This window comes from Rossellomorea vietnamensis (assembly GCF_008180615.1).
Lineage (GTDB): Bacteria > Bacillota > Bacilli > Bacillales > Bacillaceae_B > Rossellomorea > Rossellomorea vietnamensis_D.
In genome coordinates this window covers 304,665-329,834 of the sequence record NZ_VTEH01000003.1, presented here as the reverse complement: position 1 = coordinate 329,834, position 25,170 = coordinate 304,665, and the positions used below count along the sequence as shown (strand labels likewise).

Below are 25,170 nucleotides of genomic sequence, written 5' to 3'. Positions count from 1 at the left end.
ATGCTTACAATTATGATATAATTCACTAGTTCATTTATAATGGTTCTATTCGTAAAATTTGCAGTTATTTATTATGAGTTTCCATAAACTTTACAGGAAGAATCCCGTCAGGTAAGAAAGAAAATATCCTTTGAAATAACAGCCTTAGTGTCCCGGGGACTCCTCAGGCAGCAATCCATACGAAAAATGCCTTTATATTTAAGTAAAATTTGTTTTGAGAGGCTGTAACTATAATGAGACAAACTACAACCATTAAAGAAAAATTCAACCAGTTTCTCATTGTACTGGTTCCGATTCTTGTCACTCAGTTAGGCATGTTCAGCATGAGCTTTTTTGATACGATGATGTCCGGAAAATTCTCGTCAGTCGATTTGGCGGGCGTGGCAATAGGTTCCTCGCTGTGGGTTCCCATTTTTACCGGATTGAGCGGCATCTTGCTGGCCGTGACGCCGATTGTCGCCCAATTAGTCGGCGGAGGCAGACAAAAAGAGATCGCTTTTTCCGTCATTCAAGGAATCTATGCTGCAGCTGTACTCGCCCTCGTGGTGATCATTGCAGGATTCGTCTTCCTTGATCCTATCTTGAATAATATGAACCTTGAAGAAGGTGTCCGTACCGTAGCCAGACAGTACTTGATTGCTTTAGCGTTCGGGGTGATTCCCGTGTTTATATACAATGTTCTGCGTTCGTTTATCGACGCTCTGGGTATGACCACAGTGACAATGTATGTGACGCTGACATCTTTGCCAATCAACATCTTTTTCAATTATGTACTGATTTTCGGTAAATTTGGATTCCCTGAAATGGGAGGTGTTGGTGCAGGGATCGCTTCATCTATAACTTATTGGCTCATCACCCTCATTGCCTGGTTCGTCATTGCCCGATACTATCCTCTAAGGAAGTATAATATTTTCGGCAAATGGTTCGCTATTTCACTGTCCAAGTGGAAGGAAATCCTTCTCATTGGGATTCCCATCGGCCTTTCGATCTTCTTTGAAGTCAGTATTTTTTCGGCCGTCACATTATTCATGAGTGAATACAGCACAAATGTTATAGCTGCACATACAGCAGCCATCAACTTTGCTTCATTTCTATATATGATTCCCTTGAGCATTTCGATGGGATTAACGATTGTAGTAGGATTCGAGGTTGGTGCCAAGAGGCTCGATGATGCTAAGACTTATAGTTTAATGGGGATTTTCACCGCGATTATCCTTGCCATCATTTATGGAATCATCCTGCTGCTGTTCAGAGAACCAATATCCATCCTTTATACAGATAATCCTGAAGTTAGTGCGCTTATCGTTAACTTCTTGCTCTATGCGGTGCTCTTTCAGCTTTCGGATGCCATTCAAGCACCTGTACAAGGAGCTCTTCGCGGGTATAAGGATGTCAATATTACCTTTATTATGGCGTTGATTTCCTATTGGGTCCTCGGCCTGCCCCTCGGATATATACTGGCAAAGTTCACCGAGTTCGGTCCTTACGGCTACTGGATAGGATTGATTTCAGGTCTTACGGCCGGTGCCATCACTCTCTCTTGGCGACTGGTAATTGTTCAAAAGAAGACAAAAATGAAAATTAGAAAGACTTAATTGTCGATAGAAACAAATTGCGGTACTCAGGAGATTGTCTGCTTACCCACATAAAATGGAGGGCTGAATCGCTAATGATTCTGCCCTCCGTTTTTTGAATTATAGACTCTTAAAAAGGCTGTTTTTCGTAAATATTGTTGCTTTTGGAAAAATCTCTAGATCCGTATTTTCCCTCGGTTACTAAGAGTTCTATCCCTTATCGAGGAAGAGCAGCTCTTTTCATTTCGGTGACACCAGTTTTCATCCCTCTTCATATGATTATATTTATAAAAAGCCGGACAAAGTCCACGACAGGATTATTGTATTAAATGGGCCTTCTGTGCAGCATCCTGAGTGGATCTTCCCTGACAGATCTGCACTGCTGCCTGTTCATTCGATTCGTTTTACTCCTCTTCCAGCACTTTATCAAACGTATAAAAGGGATTGTCCTTTCCCATGAACTCAATTTCACCTGTTTGCTTAAATCCATTTTTCCTGAATAACATTTGGGCTTTTTTATTCAGTGAATAAGTATCCGTGCGTATGTAAAAAACATGGTTTGCTCTCGCCACATGTTCTGTCTGTTTGATCAAAAGTGAGGCTATTCCTTTTCCCCTAACCTCTGGGTCCACCACCAAACGGTGAAACAAATATGCCGGGCCTTCTTTTCGCCATTCTGAATTACTGTATTCCACCGGCTCCGCCTGATCAATCGTGATACTTCCTGCCACCTTACCCTCCCGATCTACAGCGACATATAGGGACATGTTTTCAGCATCATTTATGAAATCTTCGGCCAGCGGATACTCATCTGTCCACTGATCAATGTCCTCTCTTTTCATAATGTCCACTGTTTTCCTGACCATCTTCATTATCTCTGCAATATCTTCCTTTTTTCCTTTTCGGATATGATATGTCACTGATGCATCTCTCCTTCTTTACCTGCTATGCCTGATGAGCCCTATGACAGAGCCCCCTTTGTGCTATTGAAATTACCATTAAGATCCGTTCTTTTCAACTTTGCTGTCTGTCGGTCATCACGGATATATTTTCCTTTATGGAGAAATTTCATACAGGATTGGCAGGCTGAGCAGGAACATCGAGAAAAAAACCAAAAAAAGAAAGCCTGAATTTCAGGCTTTCTAATCTGGTACTATATTATTTTCCGATAAACATTTGAGTCCAGTAGTTGCCATTCGCATCGTGGCCGACACCAATATGAGTGAAGTTGCTGCTCAAGATATTCTTGCGGTGTCCATCACTATTCATCCATGCCTTTACCACCTCTTCAGGTGTTCTCTGTCCCATGGCAATATTTTCGCCAGCTGCACGATAGTCAATGCCAAAGCTGTTCATCATATCAAATGGAGATCCGTAAGTGGGGCTTGTATGAGAGAAATAGTTCTTAGTCTGCATGTCGTTAGATTTTTCTCGTGCCACATTACTCAGTTCTGCATCTGCTGATAAAGCAGGAAGCCCCGCTTTAGCTCTTTCCTGGTTAGTAAGGTCAACTACTTGTCTTTCAAACTGACTGAGTGTTCCGGTTGCAGCTTCTGTCGTTTGTTTAGGTTGTTCTGTTGGCTGCTGTGGTGCTGCAGGAACAGAGCTTTCCGGTGCTGCTTCATTTGCAGCCGGTGTCTCTGCAGGTTCAGGCTGCTTTTCATTAACTGGCTGTTCTTTCGCCGGTTTGCTTGTTTGCTGTTGATTAGTCCACTTCACATTATATTTAGACATAATTTCCTGGATCCACTTATAAAGTTCATCATGGTTTCCAGAGAATTGATAGGTGTGTACCTTTTGTTGTGTTTGGGTTGTAGTATTGCCGCTTGCCGCTTCCGCATTATTAAGAAATGGTGCGGCCATAAGTGTTAAAGCAGTAGCTGTTGAAACGATCATTTTCTTTTTTGTATTCATGATGTTCCTCCTCTGAAATGTGGTTGCTGTCTTGCACAACCATCATATCACCGGAGTTTCTGTCATATTTTTGGCTAAAATTGTAAGAGAACAGCAAAAATCAATTTTTTTCCATCCTAAAAGGAAAAATATCTTATCAGCAGTGATTCTTGCGAGAAATCAACCACATTAATATTATGTTAAAATAAGGATATGATAGTGGATATTACCAGGTTTACCGTATTGACAGACTTTTAAATTAACGTGAATTTTTTCAATTATGACAGGAAGTTATCAATGTTTAAATTTCAACGGTTGGTTCGCAATTTCTCTAGTTCACCGGTATAACAGGCTATGAGCTTATACTTTTCCTCTATTGTCAATTCTGACTCTGCCACTCTCTTGATTGCAAAGAAAAACTTGGTTTCTTTATTCTTCCGCACCCTGGGATGACTGTTTTCATCATTCAATTCTCTTTTCATTGCTTCTTTCAGGACTACTGCAGAATCTTCTTCTGATTTAATTTCTCGGCTATTCCAGATTTTTTTATACAAATTTAGCAGCTCTTCGTAATTGTGTTCCATAATTGCCTCCCCTTCCTAATGATGCATATTTTTTGTTTCTGCTTCTCATACTAGTTTTAAACACGAAAGGATGGTGCATCTTAATGAGCACGCCATACCGTTGTCCGAATTGTAAGACGAACCGGTCCCGCTTCAACATTATACAGCAGGTTCCTCAGAGTGTGAAACTTGATCCAGGGTCTGGTGAAGTGGTGCAGCAATACGATAACAGCAACTTGGACCCCTTCCACATCCCATACAAAGGGCCTGAGTATAAAGTGCAGTGCGGGGCTTGCGGGCTTGTGGAAGACGAAAGGACATTCAAGAAATTCGGGGAAAGCTAATTTAATTAGCTTTCTTTTTTTTATGACCATGAAAACCCCTGGCCATGGGTACCAGCGAGCTTATAGCGAGGTATAGAAAATCTCCTTTCATGAGGGGATAAGCAGGTTACCCTAACACTTCTTACCATTCAAGCAGGCAATTTATCTGTAACGGACATGATTAATTAAAATAAGCGGAATTTCTCCCCTTAATTCTTGGAATTTTTTCAGTGAGGATAAATTGCTGATGAAATCAATCATTGGGCCTTTTAGGGTGTGGCCGGGAAGAGAGGCTAAAAACCGCAGAGCAAACCACCAGTTCCCACTGGTGGATTTTTACATTGTTTTGTAAAGACCTTGTATATGTGATTTTTAGACCCATTTTTAAAAAGGGCTGCTTTTCCTGGGCAGGGACAGTGTCTCCGCAGGGTGAATTGCATATGTTAGTAGCATGAAATCCATATAAGGAGGAGTTTTTCATGAGTGATGGTTCTAAAAAGCAGCCTAAAGCAATCCCTTCCACTGTTGTTGACTTATTGGTCAGCGATATTTTCAGAAAGAATGGTGTAAAAGAAGATGAAGTGAAAGGAAAGCTCTCAGACGAGCAAAAAAAGTGGATAAAAGAAATGGTTCAAGAGTTAAGCGGGCAAGTGGATTCTTTTGTAAATTCAAATGAAAAAGATAAGAAAGAATAATAGTTCATTAGTTTATATCGCCTAAATAAACGGCGATTTTTTATATTATCGCTCAAATTTCTCTTTATCCTCAGAAAATGGTTATTTTACTCAGGGAATCTGCACACTCCCTCAGGACAAGAGAACAATAGTATATAGCATACCAATAAAAAGGAGTGTTAATTGATGAACAAAAATTATAGTTACAATAATAGCTATTACCATGGAGATCATGAATATGAAAGCCATGGAGACTGCTATGGGTATCAGGATAAATGTCATGGCAAAGATGACGATCACATCGTCCTTCAGGATGGAACCCAGGTTTCATTGAACGACCAGGAATCAGATGAGTTGATTTGGATTAGAAACTCTTGCAACGTATCCGTGCAAACGACAGATACTCAAGCAGCGGTTTCTCTTCAAGTCGGTCTGCAGCTGGCAATCGCTTTAGTGGTCAGCATCACTGTCGGCGATTCTGACAAAGGAAAAGCAGTAGCACAAGAACTATTCCAGAAATTTGATGCTGAACAAACAAACTATCAAAAAATTTATATCGATAATTCAAAAGATGTCAACGTAACAACAACGGACACTGACTTGGCTGTCAATATTCAAGCATTGCTTCAAGTTCTTGTCGCATTGGTAGTTAAATTGGATATTCTTTAAAAAAAAATTAAAGAGGTGAATTAAAATGGAAGAAAAAAAATGGAGAGCTCTTGATCACCACTGTGATGATAAAGGCCACGGAGCAGATGTAGAACAAGATGCAGATCAGTACGTCAAAAATGAACAAAAATCCTATGAGTGGATCATCATTAAAGATTCAGAAGGTGTAGATGTACAAACTACGGACACCCAGGCGGCTGTTTCCCTTCAATTGGGAATCCAAGCGGCAATTGCGGCTGTCATCAGTATCACAATCGGTGATTCCGACCAAGGCAAAGCAGTAGCTCAAGATATTAAACAATTCATTAAAACAAGGCAGAGTAATAAACAGAAAACAATTATTGAAAACTCCAAGAAAGTAAAGGTTGTTACTACTGACACAGACCTAGCTATCAACATTCAAGCTCTTCTTCAAATCCTTGTAGCCATCGTCGTTAAACTGGACGTACTTTAATCCAAAAGGAGGAGCATTCTTCATGGCAAAAGATATTAACGAACTAGTCAAACACCTGCAGGAAATGAACAGTGGATCCTTGAACAATCTGCTTTCACAGCAGCAAAGGACAAAAAGCCAGCGAAAACTGCAGGAAGACTTTAAAAAGAATCAAGAATCAATGAACGAGTCACTGAAAAATCAATTTAACCTTTCTGATTATAGTGATTTGAACAGCTTGCTTGATAAATTAAAGTAAACAATTCTATTCAACTTGAATGAGTCAGACCTAGTAATTGAATGAGCAAGAGACCATCCTTTTCCCAGGATGGTCTCTTCGTGCTCATGCTTTTACTGATTGAGATTCTTGCCCTGATTGAATTTCGTTCTCCGGTTCATCTTTATTCGTCATCCGCAAGGGAATTTCCTTTAAAAAGAATGTAAGCAGGAAGCCTGAAAAAAGCACGAAAGCTCCAATAAGGAAAACATTTGTCAGGGAATAGCTTAATGACTCTCTGACGATTTCTATCGTTTTGACAAAAACGGCTTGCATTTCATTCGGCAAGGAAGCTTGAATTTCCTGAAGTTTTTCCCCATCCATTAAACTCTGAGGGCTCTGTAATGTCTGCAGTTGTGCTGCTGCTTCAGGAGGCAGTGCTTCCAAATCGGAATTTCCCTTTAACTTGGATAGTTCCTGATTCATTCTAGTAGACATTGAATTGTTCATGACAGTTCCCATGATGGCAACGCCAACCGTCCCACCTATCTGCCTGAACAACTGAGTCGCTGCCGTGGCAACCCCCAGGTACTGGTGCTGCACAGCATTTTGAACTGTTAGCGTGAAGACCGGAAAGCTGAGGCCAAGGCCTAAACCAACGATAATCATATTGATAACGGCTGTTGTATTTGTGGTATCGGTTCCCATCATCGATAGCGATGCCAGGCCGCTTCCCATTACAAACAGGCCGATTAATGCAATTAATTTGTATTTACCTGTTTTTGTGATTATCTGCCCTCCAATGGCTGAAGCGAATACCATACTCAGTGTCATAGGCATCATGACAAATCCTGATTTTGTAGCTGATGTGCCAATGACCCCCTGGATAAAGAAGGGCATATACATAATCGCTCCAAACATTCCTGCACCAAGAATGAAGCCAATGGCATTAGACAATGTAAAAATTTGATTTTTGAACAGGTGAAGAGGAAGGACAGGATTTGCAGCCCGTTTCTCTATCATGATAAAAAGAATTAATGCTGCTGCAGTCACTGAAAATAGACCTATAATTTGAAAGGAAACCCACTCAAAGTCATTTCCTCCCCATGTGAATGCCAGTAACAATGGGATAATAGTAAGTGACAACATGATGGATCCCAGATAATCCACTTTCTTTTTTTCCTTAATTGTCTGGGAAGGAAACAAACGCCAAATCATCAAAAAGGCTACCAACCCAAAGGGAAGAAAAACCCAAAAAACCCAGTGCCATTCAGCATTATCGACTATCCAGCCTCCTAGCGTCGGTCCAAAAACACTTGCCAGACCAAAAATCCCGCCCATGAGCCCCTGCCATCTTCCCCTTTCCCTCGGTGCAAATAAATCACCTACTGCTGTAAAAGAAGTGGACATAATCATACCGGCACCTAAGCCTTGAATTCCACGGAAAGCTATCAATTCTATAATCGAAGTGGAGAGCCCATTAAGAAATGACCCTGCTGTAAAAACACCTATACCGATCAAGATAAATGGTTTTCGACCATACATATCGGACAGCTTGCCGACAAGAATTGCTGTTACAGAAGAAGTCAGCATAAAGATCGTAAATACCCAGCTGTAGTATTCAATTCCGCCGAGCTCTGAAATAATTGTAGGAAGAGCTGTCCCGACAATTGTCTGATTCAAAGCAGCAAACAGCATTGCCGACATGATGGCCAGCATGATTAATATTTTTTTCTTCGGTTCTAAATGTTCCATAGTGCAGCCCCTTTTGTTTATAAGATAAATATTTAACCATGTTAACCTTTTAGCATAAGGAAAAGGGTAACTTTCTGTACCAAGAAAGTTAGCCCTTATATTCCTGACATTATTTCGTCTTATACAACTTTGAGAATAAGTTAATTAATTGAGTAATTTCTTCCTGTGAGAAAGTATTGAACTTCTCTTGAAAATACTCCACTTTGATTTCCAGGCACTTTTTAAGGATTTCGCTTCCCTTATCCGTAAGAACCAGTTCAACTACGCGTCGATCTGACGATGATCTTTGACGGGTTATATATCCTTTTTCGGAAAGGTTATCCGTAACACTGGTAATGTGGCTTGCAGAAACGTCCATTTTCTTTGATAAATCAGATGATTTCATATCACCATGCTCCGAAAGATATTTCAATACGAGAAGCTCTCCACTTGATAAATACTTTCCATAAAGCCTTGTGATATCCTGTTTCATCATACGAAATACATTGCGGAATAATTCTTCTAATTGAAACATTTCACTATTCAATAATATCTTACACCTTTCAGAAAGAGAAATACTTCAGTTGGTTAACTATTTAATCTTACGAAATATGGACATTTACGTCAACTTTTATTACTTCTCTCCATCTCTTTTAATTGGGTTGTTATCTTTGTTTCATCCAGGTTCTCACCTATTATGACAAGATTTTTTGGAAGATTCATATCCTCCGGCAGCAGGACGGGCATACCATAGGAATATTGAAACATGAAAGGGTATTTCCTTCCGGTAAAAGGAATGTATCCTTTCATCCGGTAAATTGAATCAGGCAGCTGCCTGAGCCATTCCTCAAAATCTGTTTGGGATACAGCCCCTGTGAATTTATGTACATGAGCGCTTAAGTTAAGCTGATGGCCAATGGCTGTTTTTTCCCTATCCCCTTTGGGTGAAAGCCCTTCAAGTTCAAGCAGAGTGGATGAAGATACTTTGCTATAGTTTGTCATGATCAGCTTAGCACCAGGATTCAACTGCTGAATTTCAAAAAGGGCTGTTCCCTTTTCCATTTCAGTCAACAAATCTTCTTTATTGAATATCAGTAGATGAGCATGTCTTATCTGTTCCCTCATCAACTGCAGCACCTGAGGACTGAAGGCCCCCCTTGATACCCACTGCTTACCGTCTACCACTGTAATAATTCCTTTAAAATGAAAATGGTCAGCAAATAGCGGTGACATTACAGCATCGACCACTTCAACAGGGTGAGCGGCTCCTGTCGTCTCTATGACCAGCGCATCAAATTTATCGTGAAAAAGCAGCTCCTGCAGCTGAGACTCTAACTTATCTTGGATAGAACAGCAAATGCAGCCATCGAGCAGCTCTTTAAGAGGAGTATCTTCTTCCACTTCCTGTGAATCTATTGAAACACTTCCTAGCTCATTCATTAATACAGCAGGCTTTAACTGATTTTCTTTTAAAGCAGCAATCAAATTCTTCAATAATGTCGTTTTCCCGCTTCCTAGAAATCCGGAAAGCAGATACACATCTTTTTTCATTATAATCTTCCTTTCAACATCCTTCTTAGCTCATTCTAGTCGAAGAAAGCAGCCATTACAATCTTAAGACCGTATTTGATATAATGAATACACCTAAGGAGGTCGCTGTATTGCTGAATTTAACAGGAGAGCGTGTTATCCCTGAAAAGATGGATCCTATGAATGGAATGCTTCTTGAACACTTGGCACGATATTACTTTGCCATTGAATATTCAAAAGGAAGAGTTCTGGATATTTCGTGTGGCACTGGTTATGGATCAAAAATCATTGCTAAAGCACAGAAGGCTTTTCTTGATGAAATCATTGCCGTCGATAACGATGAAGAAACTTTGCACTATGCTAAATCGAAACATTACCACCCATTAATTCAATATACAAATATGAACGCGGAAGATCCAGAACTGCCTGGAACACTGGGGCAGTTTGACTGCATCATCAGCTTCGAGACCCTTGAACATCTGTACCATGAAGAAATTTTTATGAATAACCTCTACCAAATGCTCAAACCAGGAGGCACCCTCATCATATCCACTCCGTTTGGGGCCGGACGAGGGCAGGCGACAAATGAAAAATACCACGTCCATCAGTTAACGGAAAAGGAATTCACAGGACTCTTTAATGATTATTCTGAAGAGGAATTTTATTATCAAAGAAGTGTACTAGTGGAACCTAAAAGAGAGGGAAAACACTATCCTTTTGGCATAGCTGTGTGTAAAAAATAATCTACAAATGTTTGTTTCCTAAAAGAAGAAGGCTCTGTATTCCGAGGCGCTCACTGAAAAAGTACTATAAAGATTTAAAGTTATTGAAACGTACCTTTTCAGCTTTCAAAATTATGAAAGAGTGTTGGATTGCGTTCAAATACCCGGCTTAGCTGGGCCGGAGCCTGATCTAATAGAGAAGTGCCTGCTAGTTCCTTAATTAAGTGCACAGCAGTAAGAATAAGGGAACTTTTTTCCCTTAATTTTAAAACTGAGCTAATTCTGGGATAAATAGAGGAAATTTTTTCTCTTATTTGTTTAAAAAGCACATTTTTTTAGTGTTTGAAGTTAAATAAGGGAATTTAATTCCCTTATTTAAGCTTTTTTAAATGCTTTTTAGTAAATAAGGGAACTTTTTTCAGCTATATACTACCCAACATACTGAACAGCTTTGATAAGTGCCACCGGTCACTTCCATGAATAAGCTTCTTTTCATCGACTAGTTATGAAAGATGGAAAGAAGCTTCTGCAGGCAAATGTTCCAAAATAGACTAAAGTATTCTAAAGCTATGGAGTATAGAGAGCAACATATTCATTGTTTTTTCTGTCTGAATAAAAAGTAGATTTTAATATTTGGTAGTTTTCGGCGCCCTCATTAAGAGGGCCTTCTTCTTTTTGAAAGACTGTTGTCGCATTAATTTTGCTTTTGGGAGTATCACCCTCCGGACATTTAGAGTTCTCTCTCTAAAAGGGGAGCAGCTCAATCCTTTTGGCTTAGCAGAATAAAAAGCCGTTATCTTACGAAGGTAATATTAAATAGCAACAAATTATACAAAACGAGCCTTTGAAAACAAATTTACATGAGTTTCTAATAGTTAGTTATTGTCCTGAAAGGTATTAAATTGAGTGTTTTCAGCTCGAGGACCAGTTCCCTATTCCCTACTCAGAAATTTCGCAGCCGCTTCAGCATTTGCTTCAGTATCAAGCTCCAAAACCAGACCGTCATCCTTTGTCATTACATTCTCGTAAGAATTCTCTATTGGAATTCTCAGCGAATCAAATGATTCTACTGGTTTAAGCATTGACGTAAAATCCAGTTGAAGAAAATCACTCAGGGCCAGATCTGTTTCAACAGCCTCTTTTCCATCTTTTATTAGGGAGGATACAGTCTTAATCCCTTCACCATCTGTAAGTTGTTTTAAAATATTCTTCTGAATCAGTTCCAATACTTCCTGCTGTCTTCTCACCCTTCCAAAGTCACTCTCACTATCTTTACGGAATCTCACATAGTTCAAAAGCTCCTGTCCGTTTAAAACCTGGAGGCCTGGTTCCATATCCCATTTCCAGTAATTGATCATTTCTGCAGGCACCTCTACTTCAATTCCCTTTGGAAGCACTTTGTCTATAAAAGACACAAACCCTTGAAAATCAATTTTAATGGTACGGTCAGCCTTCACATTGAAATTTTCTTCAATTGTTTCTTTTAATAACTGGTCGCCGCCCCATGAGTAAGCATGATTGATTTTACTCTTTCCGTATCCCGGGATAAAAACGTATGAATCTCTCATGATGGACATCACCTTGGCTGTTTTGGCACCCGGATGGTATTGTGCAATCATGATGGTATCAGCCCTTGAAGCTTCAGTACCCCTCTGGTCGTAACCGATAATTAAAATATTTAACGGTTCCTCTTCACTTTCAAATAAGCTGATTCCTTCTTTTCTATTATCTGTTTTTTCAACGCTGGTTTTAGTTTCGGGTTTTTCTTCTAATAAAGAATTCTGCCCATTTTCTGCTGCTTCATCATTACCATTCCAATCGTCCGAGCAGCCATGAATGATTAGAAAGCAAATCCCGAGTTGAAGTATCCTTCTAATTGATTTCATTTTATTCACCTTCTTTTATGAAACTAGTTACACTGAATCCGCTATTAAATAAAGCGGTTAGTTAGAAATTTTGATGAGTTTTTGGAAACGCTGGTTGCTAAGCACATGGCTATGTAAAAAGTGAGGCTTAAGAAAAAATCTCTTCTTTTCTTAAAATCAGAGTAACTAATTGGTGTTATCATTCTCGGCCAGAAAAAAGCAGTCTATACAAAAAACGTTCTTAAGAAGGGGAATTCTTGTTAGTTTCATTGACTAGCATAATTTTTTCATTTTTCCGGAGAAAGAGACAAGCGCTATCTTCGTAACCAACCTTGTGAAATGGTGGTTTGCTCTGCCGCTGAAAGCTTCTCTTGCAGGGCTCAGCCTAAAAGCACGCTGAATGATTTCTATTAACTCCAGCAATTTTGAGAAATAAGGGAAGAAATTCCGCTTATTAAAGAAAAAGTACGAGAAACAGCTAAAATAAGCGGAGAAATTTCGTTTATATACCCCAAGCCGATTACTATTCCATGGCTTAACCGGAAAATTTCCACTTAATTTAGATAGGATTACCCATGTCCACGTAGTGCATACCTACAGTTGAAAAGGGTCGAAGTGATTGTGAAACCTGATTCCCCTATGATAAAGGGATAATTTTTCATACCGCGATACACGCTATATGCTCCCTGTAACTCCCGTAATAGTCAGAGTTTTCAAAGACCAAAAAAAGCTTACAGGAATTAACCTGTAAGCCGGCTGAGTGTTGAGCAGTTAGTTCATTTTTTCTGAAAGAACTTCCACTGCCTTATTTACTTGCGTATCATTTTCTTGAATCAGATTTCTCATATTTTCCATGAGCTTGAGAATGCTTTCGCTGTTCAATGTACCCGTGACTTCCAGATCTTCTGCTTCCTGGAATGATCTTACAGCTTCTGTTGTCTGGTCATCAAAGAATCCATCTGTTTTTCCTGGCTCATAACCTGCCGCTTTCAGCATTTCCTCGGCAGCCTTCACTTGGTCGGACAAGTCTGACTCTTTTAACTCCTGATCAGGGTTGATGTATGGAAGTTCTGCGTATGCAGGCAGGGAAACTTCATAATCAGGTTTGATCCCTTTCTCATGGATCCATGTCCCTTCAGGTGTCAGCCATTTAGCTGTTGTGAATTTCATGTTCGATCCATCTGAGAAGTTTTCGGCTGTCTGGACAGTTCCTTTTCCAAATGAATTAACACCGATCAATGGAATATCAGAAGACTCACTGACTGCAGCGGCTAGAATTTCTGATGCACTCGCACTTCCTTTATCGATCAGTACTGTCACAGGAATGTCGACTTTTTGTCCGCCTTGGGCAGCAATACTTTCTTTATTTCCTTCACTATCTTCCACCTGCAGAAGGACTTCCCCTTCCTCAACAAACAAGGAAGAGATCTGGATTGCCTGGTCCAGCAGCCCTCCTGGATTTTGCCGGACATCGATGATAAGGCCTTCCATGCCTTCTGCCTGCATTTGTTCCAATGCGTTTGTAAGTTCATTGAAGGTATCATCAGAAAAACTTGTAATCTGAACTTTAGCTATACCGTTATCCAGCATTTCTGCATAAACGGTTTCAAGTGGTATTTCATCTCTCGTAATCGTTACCTCGGTTGATTCTTCAGTTCCAGGGCGCTGGATGGTCAGTGTCACCTTCGTGCCCTTTTCTCCCCTGATTTGAAGAACCGCATCCGTTACACCAACACCTTGAATGCTTTCTCCGTCAACTTCGAGGATTCTATCATTTGGACGCAGGCCTGCTTTTTCTGCTGGAGAACCTTTAATTGGAGATACTATTGTAATATTTCCGTCCTTCTCCTGTATTTCCGCACCTATTCCTTCAAAAGAGGAAGTAATGCTTTCTTCAAAGCGTTTTGCTTCTTCTTCATTCATATAATCTGAATAAGGATCTTCAAGGGAATCAAGCATTCCATTAATAGCACCATTCACAAGGTCCTCCTGTTTCAGGTCCTTGAAATAATCATTGTTGAGAGCATCGTAAGCTTCATAAAGTTTTTGAAATTCATTTCTTTCCTGAACACCTACATTCACCGCTTTTTCATCGCCAAAAGCTAGAGCAAAGGTTGTTATGCCCGCTGTCGCAAATACTAAAAAGAAAATTAACATGACAAATTGAAATTTACGGATTTTTATGTATCCGGAAGGGTTCTGTTCGTTTGATGTGTTTTCATTTTGCTGCTGATCCTTGTCCATAAACCATCACCACTTTCATTGCATATCTTGCTAGCATATTTTCCTAAGGATAGCATGTTTCTAAAAATTTTACACTATTTTTACACCTTATACATTTTATCAGTTTCAAATATTTAACGAAAGGAAAACCCTTTCCGTTTTTTAGTATGAGTTAAAAGCGCGGTAAAAAAACCAACAGTACTGACAGCAAGCAGGGAATGGAGAAAAGAATAGGCACCAATCAGGCTGAAGCCCGCAAGAAGGACTAATGTATCAATAAAAAAAATGATGATTCCGACATTCCAGCCTGTGCTTTTTCCAATAAGTTGTGCAAGCAGGTCTGTTCCTCCTGTCGCTGCTTCTGCAAGCAGCATAAGTCCAATCCCAACACCCACAAATACCCCTCCTGCCAAGGCAGCCAAAATGGGAATCAAGTAGATATTCTCGGAAATAGGCTGAAGGACGTCAATTAACAGCGAGGAAAGCCATAAACCGTGTATACTCTTGAAAAATAAATTTTTATCGAGGAAGAAAGCCAGAACATACAGGGGGATACTCAGGATCACTATCGTCAGACCGGGTTTAAGATCAAGCCAATAGTGGCTGATTAAACCAATGCCGATCATCCCTCCGTCCAAAAAATGCTGCGGCACAAAAAAGGCATTGATCCCGATGGCCACCAGAAGACTCCCGAGAGCAATTTGAAGGTAAACCTTGTACAAAATCATCCCCTCCGTATCGTTTACAAGCTGAGGCCATCACATTATAAGCCTGTACACCTTATTAACATATATGTAAGAAGGAGGGGTTTTATTTATGTATTGGTTGAAATTCATTATGCTTCAAATGAATCCTGCACTCTGTCCAGAAGAAGTTCAGTTGATTGAGATATCCTGCTAACATCATATCCTTATGGGAACGGATTTTATTTTAGTATTTGTAAGCATTCAAAACACACAGGAAAACGCACCTTTCACTGTGAGGCTTGAATATACTTTCTCTGGGATTTATTCCTCGTAATAAATCCCAGAGAAAACAGAATTATTGTTATTGAGTTGGAAGTGCCCCTCTATTTGAGCTGTTCTGGATGATACTCCCTAAATGAGAAAAATTTCTCCCTGCTAGAAGATAAAAAGGGCTTGAAAGGATGCCCCCTTCCAAGCCTTTATGGTTAAATCTTTTTAACGTTGTTAAAATACTCTTCAAGAGTCCAGTCATTTTCAAAAATAACCTGGGCAGCTTCTTTTCCAACGTATCGATAATGCCATGGTTCATATTGATATCCCGTTATGTCTTCTTTCCCTCTAGGGTACCGTAGGATAAAGCCAAATTTGTGAGCATTTTCTTTCATCCATTTTCCTTCTGGTGTATTTTCAAGTTCTTCGCTGACTTGAAAATCATTGCTCTTGCTGGATATATCCATAGCAAGGCCTGATTGATGTTCACTATTGCCTGGGGGAGCTACAGCTTTTACCGCTTTTTCTTCTCCAAACTGCTTGATTTCCCTTTCCAGCAGCGCTTGCTGATATTGATAGCTTCGGTATCCTGAAATGGCTGTCAAATACTGCCCATCCTTTTCTGCAGCAGCAAACATTTCCTCCAGTGCCTTGGCAGCTTCTTCACGAATATATGCTTTCTCAATATCCTGGCTGCCGAAAACAAATGGTACCTCAGGCCTTACCAAGTCCGTAGGTTTGTAATCGCCGGTCAGGCCAAACTCTTTATTTACCAAAGCTAACGTATTTTCAGGGTTTGTGATCACTTTTTTACCATCAACGGTCTGGACATTATTAAAGAATTGGGATTCCAGCTGCAAAGCAGGAGGTATCTCTTCTTCCTTTTGTCCAGAAGAATCTTCTTCTGATGTTTTTCCATCTTGATTCTGTCCATTCTCCGTATCGGGGGTTTCCTGGCTGTCATCGTCAATGCCAGGTTCATGTTCCTGAGTGATGTCCTCTGAATTTTCTTGTTCCTGAGTCTGTTCATTGGAGCCAAATAAATCTTTAGTCCATTCCTCTGCCTGCTGACATCCGGAAAGCAGCAGCAGAACTGCCGGCACCATGACTAATTTCTTCATTTCTTTCACCTTCTCTATCTTTGTCTAAACCATCATACCATTTCTAATAAAATCTGTAATCAGGGTAAAAAGCACTTCTTCAGTTTAGGTACTTCAAACTTTATTTGAGACCATCATGAGTACAAATTGATTTTTGTGCAGATTTTTTCCTTCAAATTAATTCCTTTTCAGAAATAACTTCATTGCTTTTTCAAAAAAAATAAGTCTGTTCTCTCATACAATGCTGCTTTCGGAAAAAGCCCAAGAGCCGGGTCCCCTCGATACTGTGGGTTATCTCTAAATAGGGATAGCAGCTCATTTCTTTTTATGCTAACTAAGTTATTCAATGAAAAAGGTTATTTTTTCGGAATTAATACAAAATAACAATAAAGTTTATGAAAGAGCCAAAAATAAAAAGCCCTGCCGGATTATTATACCCGGCGAGGCTTATTCACTTTATTTAATCGCTGCTTCAAGAGCCACTTCGATCATTTCGTTGAACGTTGTTTGTCTTTCTTCCGAAGTTGTTTCTTCCCCTGTCAGGATGTGATCAGAAACAGTAAGAACTGACAGTGCTTTCCGCCCGTATTTAGCAGCCAGCGTGTACAGTGCCGATGTTTCCATTTCAAGAGCAAGGATTCCATATTGCGCCCATTTTTCATGTTCCGCATTATCATTGTAGAACATATCTGCCGTGAACACATTTCCAACCTTCAAATTAAGTCCTTTTTCCTCACCTGCATCATAAGCCTTCTTCAATAAAGAGAAGTCTGCAGTTGGAGCATAATCAATTCCGTTGAACGTCAGGCGGTTCATCTGAGAATCAGTCGAAGAACTCATCGCCAAGATGACGTCCCTTACTTTTACATCCTTTTGTATCGCTCCGCATGTACCAACACGAATCAAATTCTGTACATTATAGCTTTGCATAAGCTCATTGATATAGATCGAGATGGAAGGCACACCCATACCAGTTCCCTGGACGGAAATACGTTTCCCTTTATATGTACCTGTGTAGCCAAACATGTTTCTTACTTCGTTATAGCAGACAGGGTCTTCCAAAAAAGTTTCCGCAATGTATTTTGCACGTAAAGGATCTCCTGGAAGCAGAACCGTTTCTGCGATTTCATTTTCTTTAGCACCAATATGTATACTCATTTTAATTCCTCCTGTGTTAGATAATAAGACTTCAGAATTCCTCACACTTAGCTTTCTACCCTTTGCCAAGGCTATGCATGAACATTGTAAGCTTTTTTACCAATTCATGCAACGAAGACATATCCCGGATAACAGCGAACGAAGTGGCTAAACTAATTTCAAGGAGGGATTACTATGGCTAAAGAAAAAATGAGCAAAAAACTTCGTCAAGCAGTCGATTATGCAAACAGCACCAATCCATCTTCACGTTCAAGAAACCAGCCTAACTCTTCTAAAACAGAAAGATTCAACAGCGGGAGGTAACTGCTATGGGAAAAAAGCACCGAGCACGCATTAACCAGCCAAAAAAAAATAACCATATACCGCCAGAAGCGATCATCGCTGAACACGAGGCACACAATAAAGAACATTCAGGAAACAAACGTAAAAACGGTCCCGGCCACAATATATAATCAAAAAGAAGCTGACCAGGTCAGCTTCTTTTTGATTGGCTCTTCTTTTTAAATGGCTCTTCTCGTAAAGTTTGTTGCTATTTGGTACTATTCCGAAAAAATATTAATACCAAAAAGAAAAAAATACGGCTGTATCGAAAAGAAAAGAGCTGCTCTTCCCCCGATAAAAGATAAATTTCTTAGTATAAGGGAAAAATCCGGCTCCTGGGTTTATTCCTAAAGCAGCAGTATATGCGAAAACAACCTTTTAAATATATTTTCCAACTTGTCCCTTTCATACTTCTATTATTTTCATAAGATGTTAATGAATCTAATAGAGAAAGGAGAGAATATAATGAGAAAACCAACTGTATATTCTACAGGTGTTCTCAGAAGACAGCCAGATACAGTTACGGCCACAGTAAATCTTATTAATTTTTGCAGGACCGAAGATGTATGGGTGGAAATCTGGGATTGGTCTTCCTATACAACCCCTCAAAGGATCTCTGTCTTAATCGGCGATAATGATGAAGTTCACTTTCCTTATTGTTTGCGCCCTAATAGTCTTGCTGTCATGTATGCTCCCCTCCAAGGAGTGACCTTTTATGAAGTCAGAGTCGTACATGCAGGAGGAAATAACCTTATTGCCAACACATTTGGGAGAAACTTGAACCTTGAAGCACAGGAAGGAAATACTGTACTGGATTCTCAATTCGTGACAGTCGATCTGGATTGTTTTGAAAAGGCATCAGAATAAATCGGCATTTTGGACCCGGCTCGGTTTTCACCCTTTGAGCCGGGTTCAGCCTTATTCCCGCGATAGCCGTTTTTTTCAAACAGCCGCCTATCTAATGATAACTCTGTTGACTTCTTTCCATCCTCCCGGCTCCAGCCTGAAATAAAAATGGCCGCGTCTGCCTTCATCGACAAAAATAATGTCTCCTGTAGTAATATATCTCCCTTTATAGTCACCAGGCATCCTGTCAGGTACATTGAACAGACTGAACGTCTGGTTCAGCGCTTCCATCCTGTCTTGTGCAGGAACCGCCATGCGATAAACTTTTTTATATCCTTTCCTTTGGCCGAATTGAGGTGTCTGAAAGATCGTGACATCAAAAGTTTTAGTATAGGATTTCGGACGAATGATTTTTTCGAGCAATGCCATAAGAACCCCTCCATCATTTGGTTCTTATAGAATTGGCTTTTCAGCTTGTCGAATCCTTCATCGTAATTAGACTGCTTTTGTCGAAGAAGAGAAATCAGGAAAATTGATCTAATATTTTTGTGATTTTTTCATCCATTACAGGGATATCGGAAGTGGAAATGGTCATTTTTACCAACGATTCATCCATCTCAAGAGCTTCAGCCAAAAAGCCGCCAAATCCCCTTGCTTTACGATCCACTTCAAAAAGGATGGTCAAGGAAGAGATCGACTGATTCAAGAAAACTACTTCAAGTTCATCGAGTCTGCTGCGGTATGCTCCTGATGACGGGACAAATTCAAATTCCTGGACGAATGGGTTTTTGCCTCTTAAGTGTCTTGGAGCTTGTTCGCAGTCCGCCTTCCTCAGCTTGAATCCCAGTCTTTCCAAGGAAGTAAACACTGCTTTCATCATGTCATTTGGAAGAATGTCGATATAATCTTTATCCTTGGGGTCAACAGCATTCTTTATATCCAAACCTGTTGCCACCCAGACGCGGGTATTTCCGACTGTCACAGGAGTATCACACGGAAGCTCGAAGCTAACCGGAAACTGTCTGGTTTCATTTGCTTTAATCACGAATGGTTCTGATATCTGAACTTTTTCTATACATGCACTGTCGGTGTACTTTTTATCGTCAGATTCCCGAATGTAAGTTGTATACAACATTAAATAGATAGAGTCTACTTCCTGTTCCACGCTGCCACCTTTCACTTCCACAATACCGGATACTCTTTCCCCAGCCGCATAACGTGTTTTTTCTAATTTTGTATCAACCGACGCTGCACCAATTCCGACTGAAGCAAATACCTTATTAAAAAACGACATACCAAAACCATCCCATTTCTATTTGAAATTTTTTAATGCCTTAATGAATGAAAAAATTGGGCTTTTAAATTGTACCTGCTTTTTCTTTACTCCCACTTAATAAATACGTTTTATTACTTAAGAAAGTTTCACACTGGAGTGAATTATTATGGTTTTATCTTTGATCCAAAACCTCTTCACCTCTAAGGAAAAGAAGATCCCGATCATGGATTCGAATGAAATTGAAAAGGTAAAAAGAGGCCTTTTCCTCAAAGACAGCACCCCCATTGCGATACTTACTGATGAGCAGTTGATCATTAAGGAAATCAAGAGAGAGACTCTGCTCAAAAATGCTGACAATGTCACCCGCACAAAGGCTTATCTGGATTTCTACTGCAGCCACCCTGAAATTCATTGGGCATTTCTTGCTCATATGGTTTCGAGAAACGCAGGATACCATATGACAGACTTAAAGGGAGAGCTCCTTCCTTCCATACTAAAAAGGGAAGAGGCAGAAAATTTCTTTTTATTTCTCGAAAGAGCCAATGCTTATATTTTTCACGATGCCTATCCTCAACTCCTGCTTTATCGTAAAAGTATTGAAAAAAAGAGGCCTCTGTTTCACTTACTTCCTGCTTTTGGTGTTTCGAGGGCGATGTCTGTGTTCTGGAAACGCTTTTGGCAGGACAGGAAACCGGCTGAACTTTCACTCTCTTTAGTCATCAATGAACAAAACATGCTGCAAAAAAGGCTTCTTTCTAAATTGGGAGATGGATTCCTCCAGGAAAAGGTCTTGTTCCTCCTGCAGGACCGGCTTGAGCTGACAACTGTTTTCTTTCCTTATCAAAGAAAATCGAAATACAAAAAGACCATTTATCTTGCCGGCACCAGTATTTCTCATTTTGAACTTCCAGAAAAACGAATTGAAATCGGAAAAAAATTGTACAGTATTCTTTTCCTGAAAAATATCGTAAAGCAAACCTCGTTTCAATACGCTGAGAATACCCCTCACACGGGCTCAAGAAGCGACTACTGGCCGGAAAGTTATTCTTCATGCTATGCCGATACCAAAAAAATTTACAGCCCGCATCTAAAAAGCGTCTGGAAGGACGTCACTCATACCTTTTCCTCTGAGGATTGGCTGGACAAAAAGACCATCGGGCATTTTGATGTCCTTGAAACCCTCTCCCCTCCCCGCCATTTTGACGTTACGGTACAGGCTGGAATTTTAGTGACGCTTGCAACAGAGTTGAAACATATTTCTACCTAAAAAGCGCAAGCGCCTTGATCAGCCCCGACTGGCAAATGTTCCAAAGAGAAAAAAAGGCGGTCTTCCCTTTTATTCTCTTTGGGTTATTTCACCTTGAGGGGCTGGGTCCGTTCCAGTGGGTACGGACCCTCAGGCGCTGGAGCTGCCTGATTTTCGATATAAGAATTTATTCTTTCTTATCTATTGAAAAAGGCTTCCCGGTTAGAGGAAGCCTTTCGTATGTAACAGAGACATAGTTTCTGTCTCATATAGAATCAATACTCATCATCGTCCGGATCTTCATCGATGATGCATTTTTCAATTAAATATTCAAACGTAATGTCAGCTATCTCCTCTAATTCAACTTCTGAGGGTACATACCCTCTGCGAACAAGTTCCTGAAAGAAAAATTCTGCAATTTCTTCCGTATCGATGAACACTTCGATTTCACGCATAGTATCGCCCCCTTGTACTTCAATCTATGAAAATCTTAAGAAAGTTATGCAAGCTGAATAAAGTTTTCATATACATGCCTGGACAAGCATAAAGTGAGGATACAAAGAAGAAATTATATCATTTTATACAAAGGAGAATGGACCATGGATGCAGTCAAAACACTGAAAAGTTTCGTTGAAGAGGATATCCAAAATGATGATGGACTGATAATGAAAGGGATGGAACGATTGCTGAGTTGGATGCTGAAAGCTTTTTTCATCCTAAGCTTCCCAGTGTTCCTTCTTTGTTTATTGTAATACTTGTCTCTAGGTTACATCTGAATTAGAATTCAGGTGATTCTTGAGCTGATCGACAATAGAATTCATTTTTCTTTTATATTTTTTATCATTAAACAAATAGTATAAGGCTTTATAATCATTGTAATGATCAAGCAGCCTGTCGACAATGCTGTCATCCTGATATCGAGGAGAAGGCAGCAATGCTTTTTCTTGTTTAACAGGAGTAACAATTCCATATTTTTTAATAAAGGTTTCCGCTTGATCATAGTCTGCAATAAGTGTCAATTCATCTTCATCGGCTTCCAGCCATTCACCATCGTTGATTCTGGTCAATTCATAAATGACATCTTCCCATGCATCTTCTTTATATCTCCAAATTTCAGTCCGAAAACCCACCACTTTAAATAAGTCATTATCATAGCCTTTAACTCTGACTAAATCCCCAAACAAAAATTTGTATTCAATATCGATCTGTTCCTGTTCAAGTAAATAGCCATCATACTCATCAAGCAGCCTTAAACAATCCTCCTTGAAAAGACCTTCACTTTCATTGACTTCGTATACATATTCTCCTTCGAGGAGCTTGATATTAGTCACTTTTCCTACTGTCCCATAAATCGTTACAACTACCGTGTCTCCCGCCTTGAATTTCGGTTGTTTCCGCTTGCCCATTTTCTCCCCTCCCCGTTTAGCTTATTTGTTATTATCATATGCAAACCCATAAATAACGCTCATCATTGCAGCCTATTGAGACAGGATTTTTGTCAATCAATTTTTAATCATTGTAGTTCCAGAGAATTCTGCCCGTATTACCTGATTGGGAACTTACTCATAAAAAATAGTCCGCTAAGAATCCCCTTTGAAAAACAAAAAACCGCCTGTGGCAACGAGGGCACTGAAAAAGTCCAATAAAGATCAAAAAGGCAGAATCGCTCACTTCAAAGAGCGATTCTGCCTTTTTCACTTAAAGTTTCACGAATAAGTGTTGATTTCCGTTCCAGGTGCACGACTCCGCGGGGCGGGCGTTGAGCCTCCTCGGCTTCGCCTGCGGGGTCTCACCTGTCCCGCTAGTCCCGCAGGAGATCGTGCACCTTCCACTCCAATCAACGCTGAGAAAAAAGAACACTACCCGCTAATAAAGCCTTACTTTATAATAGAACTAACAATAAAAGTGGGTGGTTTCCAATGATTCAACAACAACAAACAATGATGTTCAGTAAGTATATGGACCTTTATGATATCGTCGTTCCTCAGGACAATATGTTAAGGAAAATAAACGATTTAATCGACTTCTCCTTTATTTTTGATGAATTAAAGAATAAATATTGTCATGATAATGGGCGAAATGCGATTGATCCTATTCGCATGTTCAAATATTTGTTTTTGAAAACCATTCACGATGTATCAGATGTCGATATTGTTGAGCGGTCTAAATATGATATGTCTTTCAAGTATTTTTTGAATATGGCTCCAGAAGAGCCCGTCATTGATTCAAGTTCTCTGACTAAGTTTCGAAAGCTTAGGTTAAAGGATATGAACTTATTAGACTTACTTGTCAACAAGACGGTTGAGATCGCCATAGAGAAAGAAATCATAAAAAGTAAGTCCATTATTGTGGATGCCACCCATACCAAGTCGCGCTATAATCAAATGAAGCCAAAAGAAATTCTGGTGGAGCGCTCAAAAAACCTTAGGAAAGCGATTTATAAGATAAACGAAAATATGAAAGACAAATTCCCTTTGAAACCAACCAGTGATGTGTTGGAAGATGAGATCGCCTACTCACAAAAGCTTATTGGGGTGATAGAAAAGGAAGAGACCCTTTTAGAATACCCAAAAGTAAAGGAGCAGCTAAATCTCCTGAAAGAAACGATTGCCGATGATATTGAGCAGCTCCAATCTATGAAAGATCAGGATGCCAAAGTGGGGCACAAAACCGCTGACTCATCCTTCTTTGGCTACAAAACCCATCTTTCGATGAGTGAAGAACGTATTATCACAGCCGCAACCATTACCACCGGCGAAAAGAGTGACGGAAAAGAACTCCAGACACTCATAGAGAAAAGTATAAGCGCGGGCATGGAAGTTGAGACGGTTATTGGGGATACAGCCTATTCGGAGAAAAACAATATTGAATATAGTAAGGGAAATGGTATCAAACTGGTTTCAAGATTGCATCCCCAAATCACTCAGGGTGCCCGAAAAAAAGAGAACGAATTTGAGTTCAATAAGGATGCGGGACTTTATGTCTGTAAGGCAGGACATTTGGCCACACGGAAAGCTAGGCAAGGCAAAACAGGAGTAGGAAAAAACCAAGTTGACACTTACTATTATAACGTCGATAAATGTAAGAGATGCCCTCTCAGAGAAGGGTGCTACAAAGAAGGAGCCAAAAGTAAGACGTACTCCGTTTCCATAAAGTCCGATCAGCACTCCTCCCAAGCAAAATTCCAGGAAAGTGAATACTTTAAGGAGAAGGCAAAAGAACGATATAAAATTGAAGCGAAAAATAGTGAGTTAAAACACAGACACGGGTATGATGTGGCAGAATCCTCGGGTCTAATTGGCATGGAATTACAAGGGGCCATGGCTATATTTGCAGTAAACATTAAAAGGATCCTAAAACTAATGTGATAATAAAGGGGCAGCATATATGGCATATATGCTGATATCCAAGAAAAAAGCCAACCCTTCTTCCTTTTATAGGAAGAAGGGTTGGCTTTTTCTTTATTAATCATAGTTATAGTTTAGAAATCGGCAGATTTTCAGTGCCCTCGTGGCAACAGGCAGCCTTTTAATCTCTAGTATTTTTCTTCAATCAGGTATTGCTCCCACGCTTCATCAAAAATCCGCATGCTCTCCAGGTACAGACCGTTCAATTCCAAATATGAACTCACCTCATCATAATCTTCAGCCTGCTTCGGGAAAGCCAGGTCATCGTACACGTTATTGGCGAAGGCTGTAAGTTCATCACGGTCAGTAGGCTGACGGTATTTCATTAAAAAGTGGTAAAATGATTTTCTCATAGTAATCTCCTGCCCTGTGAAAACTGTTTAGTATATCTATTGCTTCATACACGTTGGTTCTTTTGTATTAGAATACATAAACAAACA

At 39.9% G+C, this 25,170-nt stretch carries 29 protein-coding genes; 13 read left to right on the top strand and 16 right to left on the bottom strand.

What is annotated here, in order from left to right; genetic code table 11:
- The first annotated feature begins 233 nt into the window (after window positions 1-233).
- Complete coding sequence (locus tag FZC79_RS06980) at window positions 234-1,595, top strand: MATE family efflux transporter (RefSeq protein ID WP_148946077.1); 1,362 nt, start codon at window positions 234-236, stop codon at window positions 1,593-1,595.
- A 383-nt stretch (window positions 1,596-1,978) separates the two neighbouring features.
- On the opposite strand, the gene FZC79_RS06975 is transcribed toward FZC79_RS06980, so the two are convergent.
- From FZC79_RS06975 to FZC79_RS06965, 3 genes are all read right to left on the bottom strand, one after another.
- Window positions 1,979-2,494, bottom strand: coding sequence for a GNAT family N-acetyltransferase (locus FZC79_RS06975; protein ID WP_187442668.1), 516 nt, complete (start codon window positions 2,492-2,494; stop codon window positions 1,979-1,981).
- Window positions 2,495-2,732: 238 nt separating this feature from the next.
- Window positions 2,733-3,488 carry a CAP domain-containing protein gene (locus FZC79_RS06970; RefSeq protein WP_148946076.1) on the bottom strand — a complete coding sequence of 252 codons (756 nt, stop codon included), beginning with the start codon at window positions 3,486-3,488 and terminating at the stop codon, window positions 2,733-2,735.
- 287 nt (window positions 3,489-3,775) lie between these two features.
- Window positions 3,776-4,051, bottom strand: coding sequence for a hypothetical protein (locus FZC79_RS06965; RefSeq protein ID WP_148946075.1), 276 nt, complete (start codon window positions 4,049-4,051; stop codon window positions 3,776-3,778).
- A gap of 83 nt (window positions 4,052-4,134) precedes the next feature.
- On the opposite strand from FZC79_RS06965, the gene FZC79_RS06960 reads away from it, so the two are divergent.
- From FZC79_RS06960 to FZC79_RS06940, 5 genes are all read left to right on the top strand, one after another.
- On the top strand, window positions 4,135-4,374 hold the full coding sequence (locus FZC79_RS06960; RefSeq protein ID WP_148946074.1) for a DNA alkylation repair protein: 240 nt from the start codon (window positions 4,135-4,137) through the stop codon (window positions 4,372-4,374).
- 458 nt (window positions 4,375-4,832) lie between these two features.
- Window positions 4,833-5,048 (top strand): spore coat protein, encoded by a 216-nt coding sequence (locus FZC79_RS06955; protein ID WP_148946073.1) that lies wholly within the window; start codon window positions 4,833-4,835, stop codon window positions 5,046-5,048.
- Window positions 5,049-5,213: 165 nt separating this feature from the next.
- Window positions 5,214-5,696, top strand: a complete 483-nt coding sequence (locus FZC79_RS06950) for a spore coat protein (RefSeq protein ID WP_148946072.1) — start codon at window positions 5,214-5,216, stop codon at window positions 5,694-5,696.
- A 25-nt stretch (window positions 5,697-5,721) separates the two neighbouring features.
- A complete protein-coding gene (locus FZC79_RS06945) occupies window positions 5,722-6,150 on the top strand; it encodes a spore coat protein (RefSeq protein WP_148946071.1) in 429 nt (142 codons plus the stop codon).
- A gap of 22 nt (window positions 6,151-6,172) precedes the next feature.
- Window positions 6,173-6,388, top strand: a complete 216-nt coding sequence (locus FZC79_RS06940; protein WP_148946070.1) for a hypothetical protein — start codon at window positions 6,173-6,175, stop codon at window positions 6,386-6,388.
- 84 nt (window positions 6,389-6,472) lie between these two features.
- Here FZC79_RS06940 and FZC79_RS06935 read toward each other — a convergent pair whose 3' ends face one another.
- The 3 genes from FZC79_RS06935 to FZC79_RS06925 form a co-directional block, all read right to left on the bottom strand.
- Window positions 6,473-8,101, bottom strand: coding sequence for an MDR family MFS transporter (locus tag FZC79_RS06935; RefSeq protein WP_148946069.1), 1,629 nt, complete (start codon window positions 8,099-8,101; stop codon window positions 6,473-6,475).
- Window positions 8,102-8,210: 109 nt separating this feature from the next.
- A complete protein-coding gene (locus tag FZC79_RS06930; RefSeq protein ID WP_252183269.1) occupies window positions 8,211-8,627 on the bottom strand; it encodes a MarR family winged helix-turn-helix transcriptional regulator in 417 nt (138 codons plus the stop codon).
- Window positions 8,628-8,704: 77 nt separating this feature from the next.
- Window positions 8,705-9,631, bottom strand: coding sequence for a CobW family GTP-binding protein (locus FZC79_RS06925; RefSeq protein ID WP_148946068.1), 927 nt, complete (start codon window positions 9,629-9,631; stop codon window positions 8,705-8,707).
- 110 nt (window positions 9,632-9,741) lie between these two features.
- Between FZC79_RS06925 and FZC79_RS06920 the strand changes: the two genes are divergently transcribed.
- Complete coding sequence (locus tag FZC79_RS06920) at window positions 9,742-10,353, top strand: class I SAM-dependent methyltransferase (protein ID WP_252183268.1); 612 nt, start codon at window positions 9,742-9,744, stop codon at window positions 10,351-10,353.
- A 911-nt stretch (window positions 10,354-11,264) separates the two neighbouring features.
- Here the strand turns inward: FZC79_RS06920 and FZC79_RS06915 are convergent.
- From FZC79_RS06915 to deoD, 5 genes are all read right to left on the bottom strand, one after another.
- A complete protein-coding gene (locus tag FZC79_RS06915; RefSeq protein WP_148946066.1) occupies window positions 11,265-12,218 on the bottom strand; it encodes an LCP family protein in 954 nt (317 codons plus the stop codon).
- A 750-nt stretch (window positions 12,219-12,968) separates the two neighbouring features.
- Entirely contained in the window at window positions 12,969-14,441 is a 1,473-nt protein-coding gene (locus FZC79_RS06910; protein ID WP_148946065.1) for a S41 family peptidase, read from the bottom strand.
- 113 nt (window positions 14,442-14,554) lie between these two features.
- A complete protein-coding gene (locus FZC79_RS06905; RefSeq protein ID WP_397541114.1) occupies window positions 14,555-15,142 on the bottom strand; it encodes a YitT family protein in 588 nt (195 codons plus the stop codon).
- A 449-nt stretch (window positions 15,143-15,591) separates the two neighbouring features.
- The gene (locus tag FZC79_RS06900) at window positions 15,592-16,497 is read right to left on the bottom strand and encodes a M15 family metallopeptidase (RefSeq protein WP_148946063.1); all 906 of its coding nucleotides are present in this window, start codon (window positions 16,495-16,497) and stop codon (window positions 15,592-15,594) included.
- A 435-nt stretch (window positions 16,498-16,932) separates the two neighbouring features.
- Window positions 16,933-17,634 (bottom strand): purine-nucleoside phosphorylase, encoded by a 702-nt coding sequence (deoD, locus tag FZC79_RS06895; protein ID WP_148946062.1) that lies wholly within the window; start codon window positions 17,632-17,634, stop codon window positions 16,933-16,935.
- A gap of 174 nt (window positions 17,635-17,808) precedes the next feature.
- Here deoD and FZC79_RS23805 point away from each other — a divergent pair, with 174 nt between their 5' ends.
- The 3 genes from FZC79_RS23805 to FZC79_RS06890 all read left to right on the top strand — a co-directional run bounded on the left by FZC79_RS23805 (window position 17,809) and on the right by FZC79_RS06890 (window position 18,822).
- Entirely contained in the window at window positions 17,809-17,937 is a 129-nt protein-coding gene (locus FZC79_RS23805; RefSeq protein WP_262372163.1) for a hypothetical protein, read from the top strand.
- Between the two features lie 5 nt (window positions 17,938-17,942).
- Window positions 17,943-18,086, top strand: a complete 144-nt coding sequence (locus tag FZC79_RS23005) for a hypothetical protein (RefSeq protein ID WP_187442667.1) — start codon at window positions 17,943-17,945, stop codon at window positions 18,084-18,086.
- 334 nt (window positions 18,087-18,420) lie between these two features.
- Entirely contained in the window at window positions 18,421-18,822 is a 402-nt protein-coding gene (locus FZC79_RS06890) for a hypothetical protein (protein ID WP_148946061.1), read from the top strand.
- An 87-nt stretch (window positions 18,823-18,909) separates the two neighbouring features.
- Here the strand turns inward: FZC79_RS06890 and FZC79_RS06885 are convergent, their stop codons facing one another.
- Both FZC79_RS06885 and FZC79_RS06880 read right to left on the bottom strand, forming a co-directional pair.
- Entirely contained in the window at window positions 18,910-19,230 is a 321-nt protein-coding gene (locus FZC79_RS06885; protein WP_148946060.1) for a YodL domain-containing protein, read from the bottom strand.
- Window positions 19,231-19,324: 94 nt separating this feature from the next.
- Window positions 19,325-20,095, bottom strand: a complete 771-nt coding sequence (locus FZC79_RS06880; RefSeq protein ID WP_148946059.1) for a sporulation protein — start codon at window positions 20,093-20,095, stop codon at window positions 19,325-19,327.
- Between the two features lie 148 nt (window positions 20,096-20,243).
- On the opposite strand from FZC79_RS06880, the gene FZC79_RS06875 reads away from it, so the two are divergent.
- Window positions 20,244-21,344, top strand: coding sequence for a DUF2515 family protein (locus tag FZC79_RS06875; RefSeq protein ID WP_148946058.1), 1,101 nt, complete (start codon window positions 20,244-20,246; stop codon window positions 21,342-21,344).
- A gap of 254 nt (window positions 21,345-21,598) precedes the next feature.
- Here the strand turns inward: FZC79_RS06875 and FZC79_RS06865 are convergent, their stop codons facing one another.
- The gene (locus FZC79_RS06865; protein WP_148938499.1) at window positions 21,599-21,778 is read right to left on the bottom strand and encodes a YozD family protein; all 180 of its coding nucleotides are present in this window, start codon (window positions 21,776-21,778) and stop codon (window positions 21,599-21,601) included.
- Between the two features lie 144 nt (window positions 21,779-21,922).
- Between FZC79_RS06865 and FZC79_RS23000 the strand changes: the two genes are divergently transcribed.
- Entirely contained in the window at window positions 21,923-22,075 is a 153-nt protein-coding gene (locus FZC79_RS23000; protein WP_187442666.1) for a hypothetical protein, read from the top strand.
- A gap of 9 nt (window positions 22,076-22,084) precedes the next feature.
- On the opposite strand, the gene FZC79_RS06860 is transcribed toward FZC79_RS23000, so the two are convergent.
- Window positions 22,085-22,729, bottom strand: a complete 645-nt coding sequence (locus FZC79_RS06860; protein ID WP_148946057.1) for a hypothetical protein — start codon at window positions 22,727-22,729, stop codon at window positions 22,085-22,087.
- A 513-nt stretch (window positions 22,730-23,242) separates the two neighbouring features.
- Between FZC79_RS06860 and FZC79_RS06855 the strand changes: the two genes are divergently transcribed.
- Window positions 23,243-24,691, top strand: a complete 1,449-nt coding sequence (locus FZC79_RS06855; RefSeq protein ID WP_187442665.1) for an IS1182 family transposase — start codon at window positions 23,243-23,245, stop codon at window positions 24,689-24,691.
- Between the two features lie 167 nt (window positions 24,692-24,858).
- On the opposite strand, the gene FZC79_RS06850 is transcribed toward FZC79_RS06855, so the two are convergent.
- Window positions 24,859-25,083 (bottom strand): YozE family protein, encoded by a 225-nt coding sequence (locus FZC79_RS06850; RefSeq protein WP_148946056.1) that lies wholly within the window; start codon window positions 25,081-25,083, stop codon window positions 24,859-24,861.
- Window positions 25,084-25,170: the final 87 nt, after the last annotated feature.

Coding starts and splice junctions, on each gene's coding strand:
- FZC79_RS06865 (WP_148938499.1), bottom strand. CDS start 21,778: ATGCGTGAAATCGAAGTGTTCATCGATACGGAAGAAATTGCAGAATTT.
- FZC79_RS23805 (WP_262372163.1), top strand. CDS start 17,809: ATGGCTAAAGAAAAAATGAGCAAAAAACTTCGTCAAGCAGTCGATTAT.
- FZC79_RS06890 (WP_148946061.1), top strand. CDS start 18,421: ATGAGAAAACCAACTGTATATTCTACAGGTGTTCTCAGAAGACAGCCA.
- FZC79_RS06910 (WP_148946065.1), bottom strand. CDS start 14,441: ATGGACAAGGATCAGCAGCAAAATGAAAACACATCAAACGAACAGAAC.
- FZC79_RS23000 (WP_187442666.1), top strand. CDS start 21,923: ATGGATGCAGTCAAAACACTGAAAAGTTTCGTTGAAGAGGATATCCAA.
- FZC79_RS06880 (WP_148946059.1), bottom strand. CDS start 20,095: ATGTCGTTTTTTAATAAGGTATTTGCTTCAGTCGGAATTGGTGCAGCG.
- FZC79_RS06955 (WP_148946073.1), top strand. CDS start 4,833: ATGAGTGATGGTTCTAAAAAGCAGCCTAAAGCAATCCCTTCCACTGTT.
- FZC79_RS06925 (WP_148946068.1), bottom strand. CDS start 9,631: ATGAAAAAAGATGTGTATCTGCTTTCCGGATTTCTAGGAAGCGGGAAA.
- FZC79_RS06855 (WP_187442665.1), top strand. CDS start 23,243: ATGATTCAACAACAACAAACAATGATGTTCAGTAAGTATATGGACCTT.
- FZC79_RS06900 (WP_148946063.1), bottom strand. CDS start 16,497: ATGAAGAAATTAGTCATGGTGCCGGCAGTTCTGCTGCTGCTTTCCGGA.
- FZC79_RS06850 (WP_148946056.1), bottom strand. CDS start 25,083: ATGAGAAAATCATTTTACCACTTTTTAATGAAATACCGTCAGCCTACT.
- FZC79_RS06945 (WP_148946071.1), top strand. CDS start 5,722: ATGGAAGAAAAAAAATGGAGAGCTCTTGATCACCACTGTGATGATAAA.
- FZC79_RS06940 (WP_148946070.1), top strand. CDS start 6,173: ATGGCAAAAGATATTAACGAACTAGTCAAACACCTGCAGGAAATGAAC.
- FZC79_RS06860 (WP_148946057.1), bottom strand. CDS start 22,729: ATGGGCAAGCGGAAACAACCGAAATTCAAGGCGGGAGACACGGTAGTT.
- FZC79_RS06965 (WP_148946075.1), bottom strand. CDS start 4,051: ATGGAACACAATTACGAAGAGCTGCTAAATTTGTATAAAAAAATCTGG.
- FZC79_RS06935 (WP_148946069.1), bottom strand. CDS start 8,101: ATGGAACATTTAGAACCGAAGAAAAAAATATTAATCATGCTGGCCATC.
- FZC79_RS06980 (WP_148946077.1), top strand. CDS start 234: ATGAGACAAACTACAACCATTAAAGAAAAATTCAACCAGTTTCTCATT.
- FZC79_RS06915 (WP_148946066.1), bottom strand. CDS start 12,218: ATGAAATCAATTAGAAGGATACTTCAACTCGGGATTTGCTTTCTAATC.
- FZC79_RS23005 (WP_187442667.1), top strand. CDS start 17,943: ATGGGAAAAAAGCACCGAGCACGCATTAACCAGCCAAAAAAAAATAAC.
- FZC79_RS06950 (WP_148946072.1), top strand. CDS start 5,214: ATGAACAAAAATTATAGTTACAATAATAGCTATTACCATGGAGATCAT.
- FZC79_RS06960 (WP_148946074.1), top strand. CDS start 4,135: ATGAGCACGCCATACCGTTGTCCGAATTGTAAGACGAACCGGTCCCGC.
- FZC79_RS06885 (WP_148946060.1), bottom strand. CDS start 19,230: ATGGCATTGCTCGAAAAAATCATTCGTCCGAAATCCTATACTAAAACT.
- FZC79_RS06875 (WP_148946058.1), top strand. CDS start 20,244: ATGGTTTTATCTTTGATCCAAAACCTCTTCACCTCTAAGGAAAAGAAG.
- FZC79_RS06970 (WP_148946076.1), bottom strand. CDS start 3,488: ATGAATACAAAAAAGAAAATGATCGTTTCAACAGCTACTGCTTTAACA.
- deoD (WP_148946062.1), bottom strand. CDS start 17,634: ATGAGTATACATATTGGTGCTAAAGAAAATGAAATCGCAGAAACGGTT.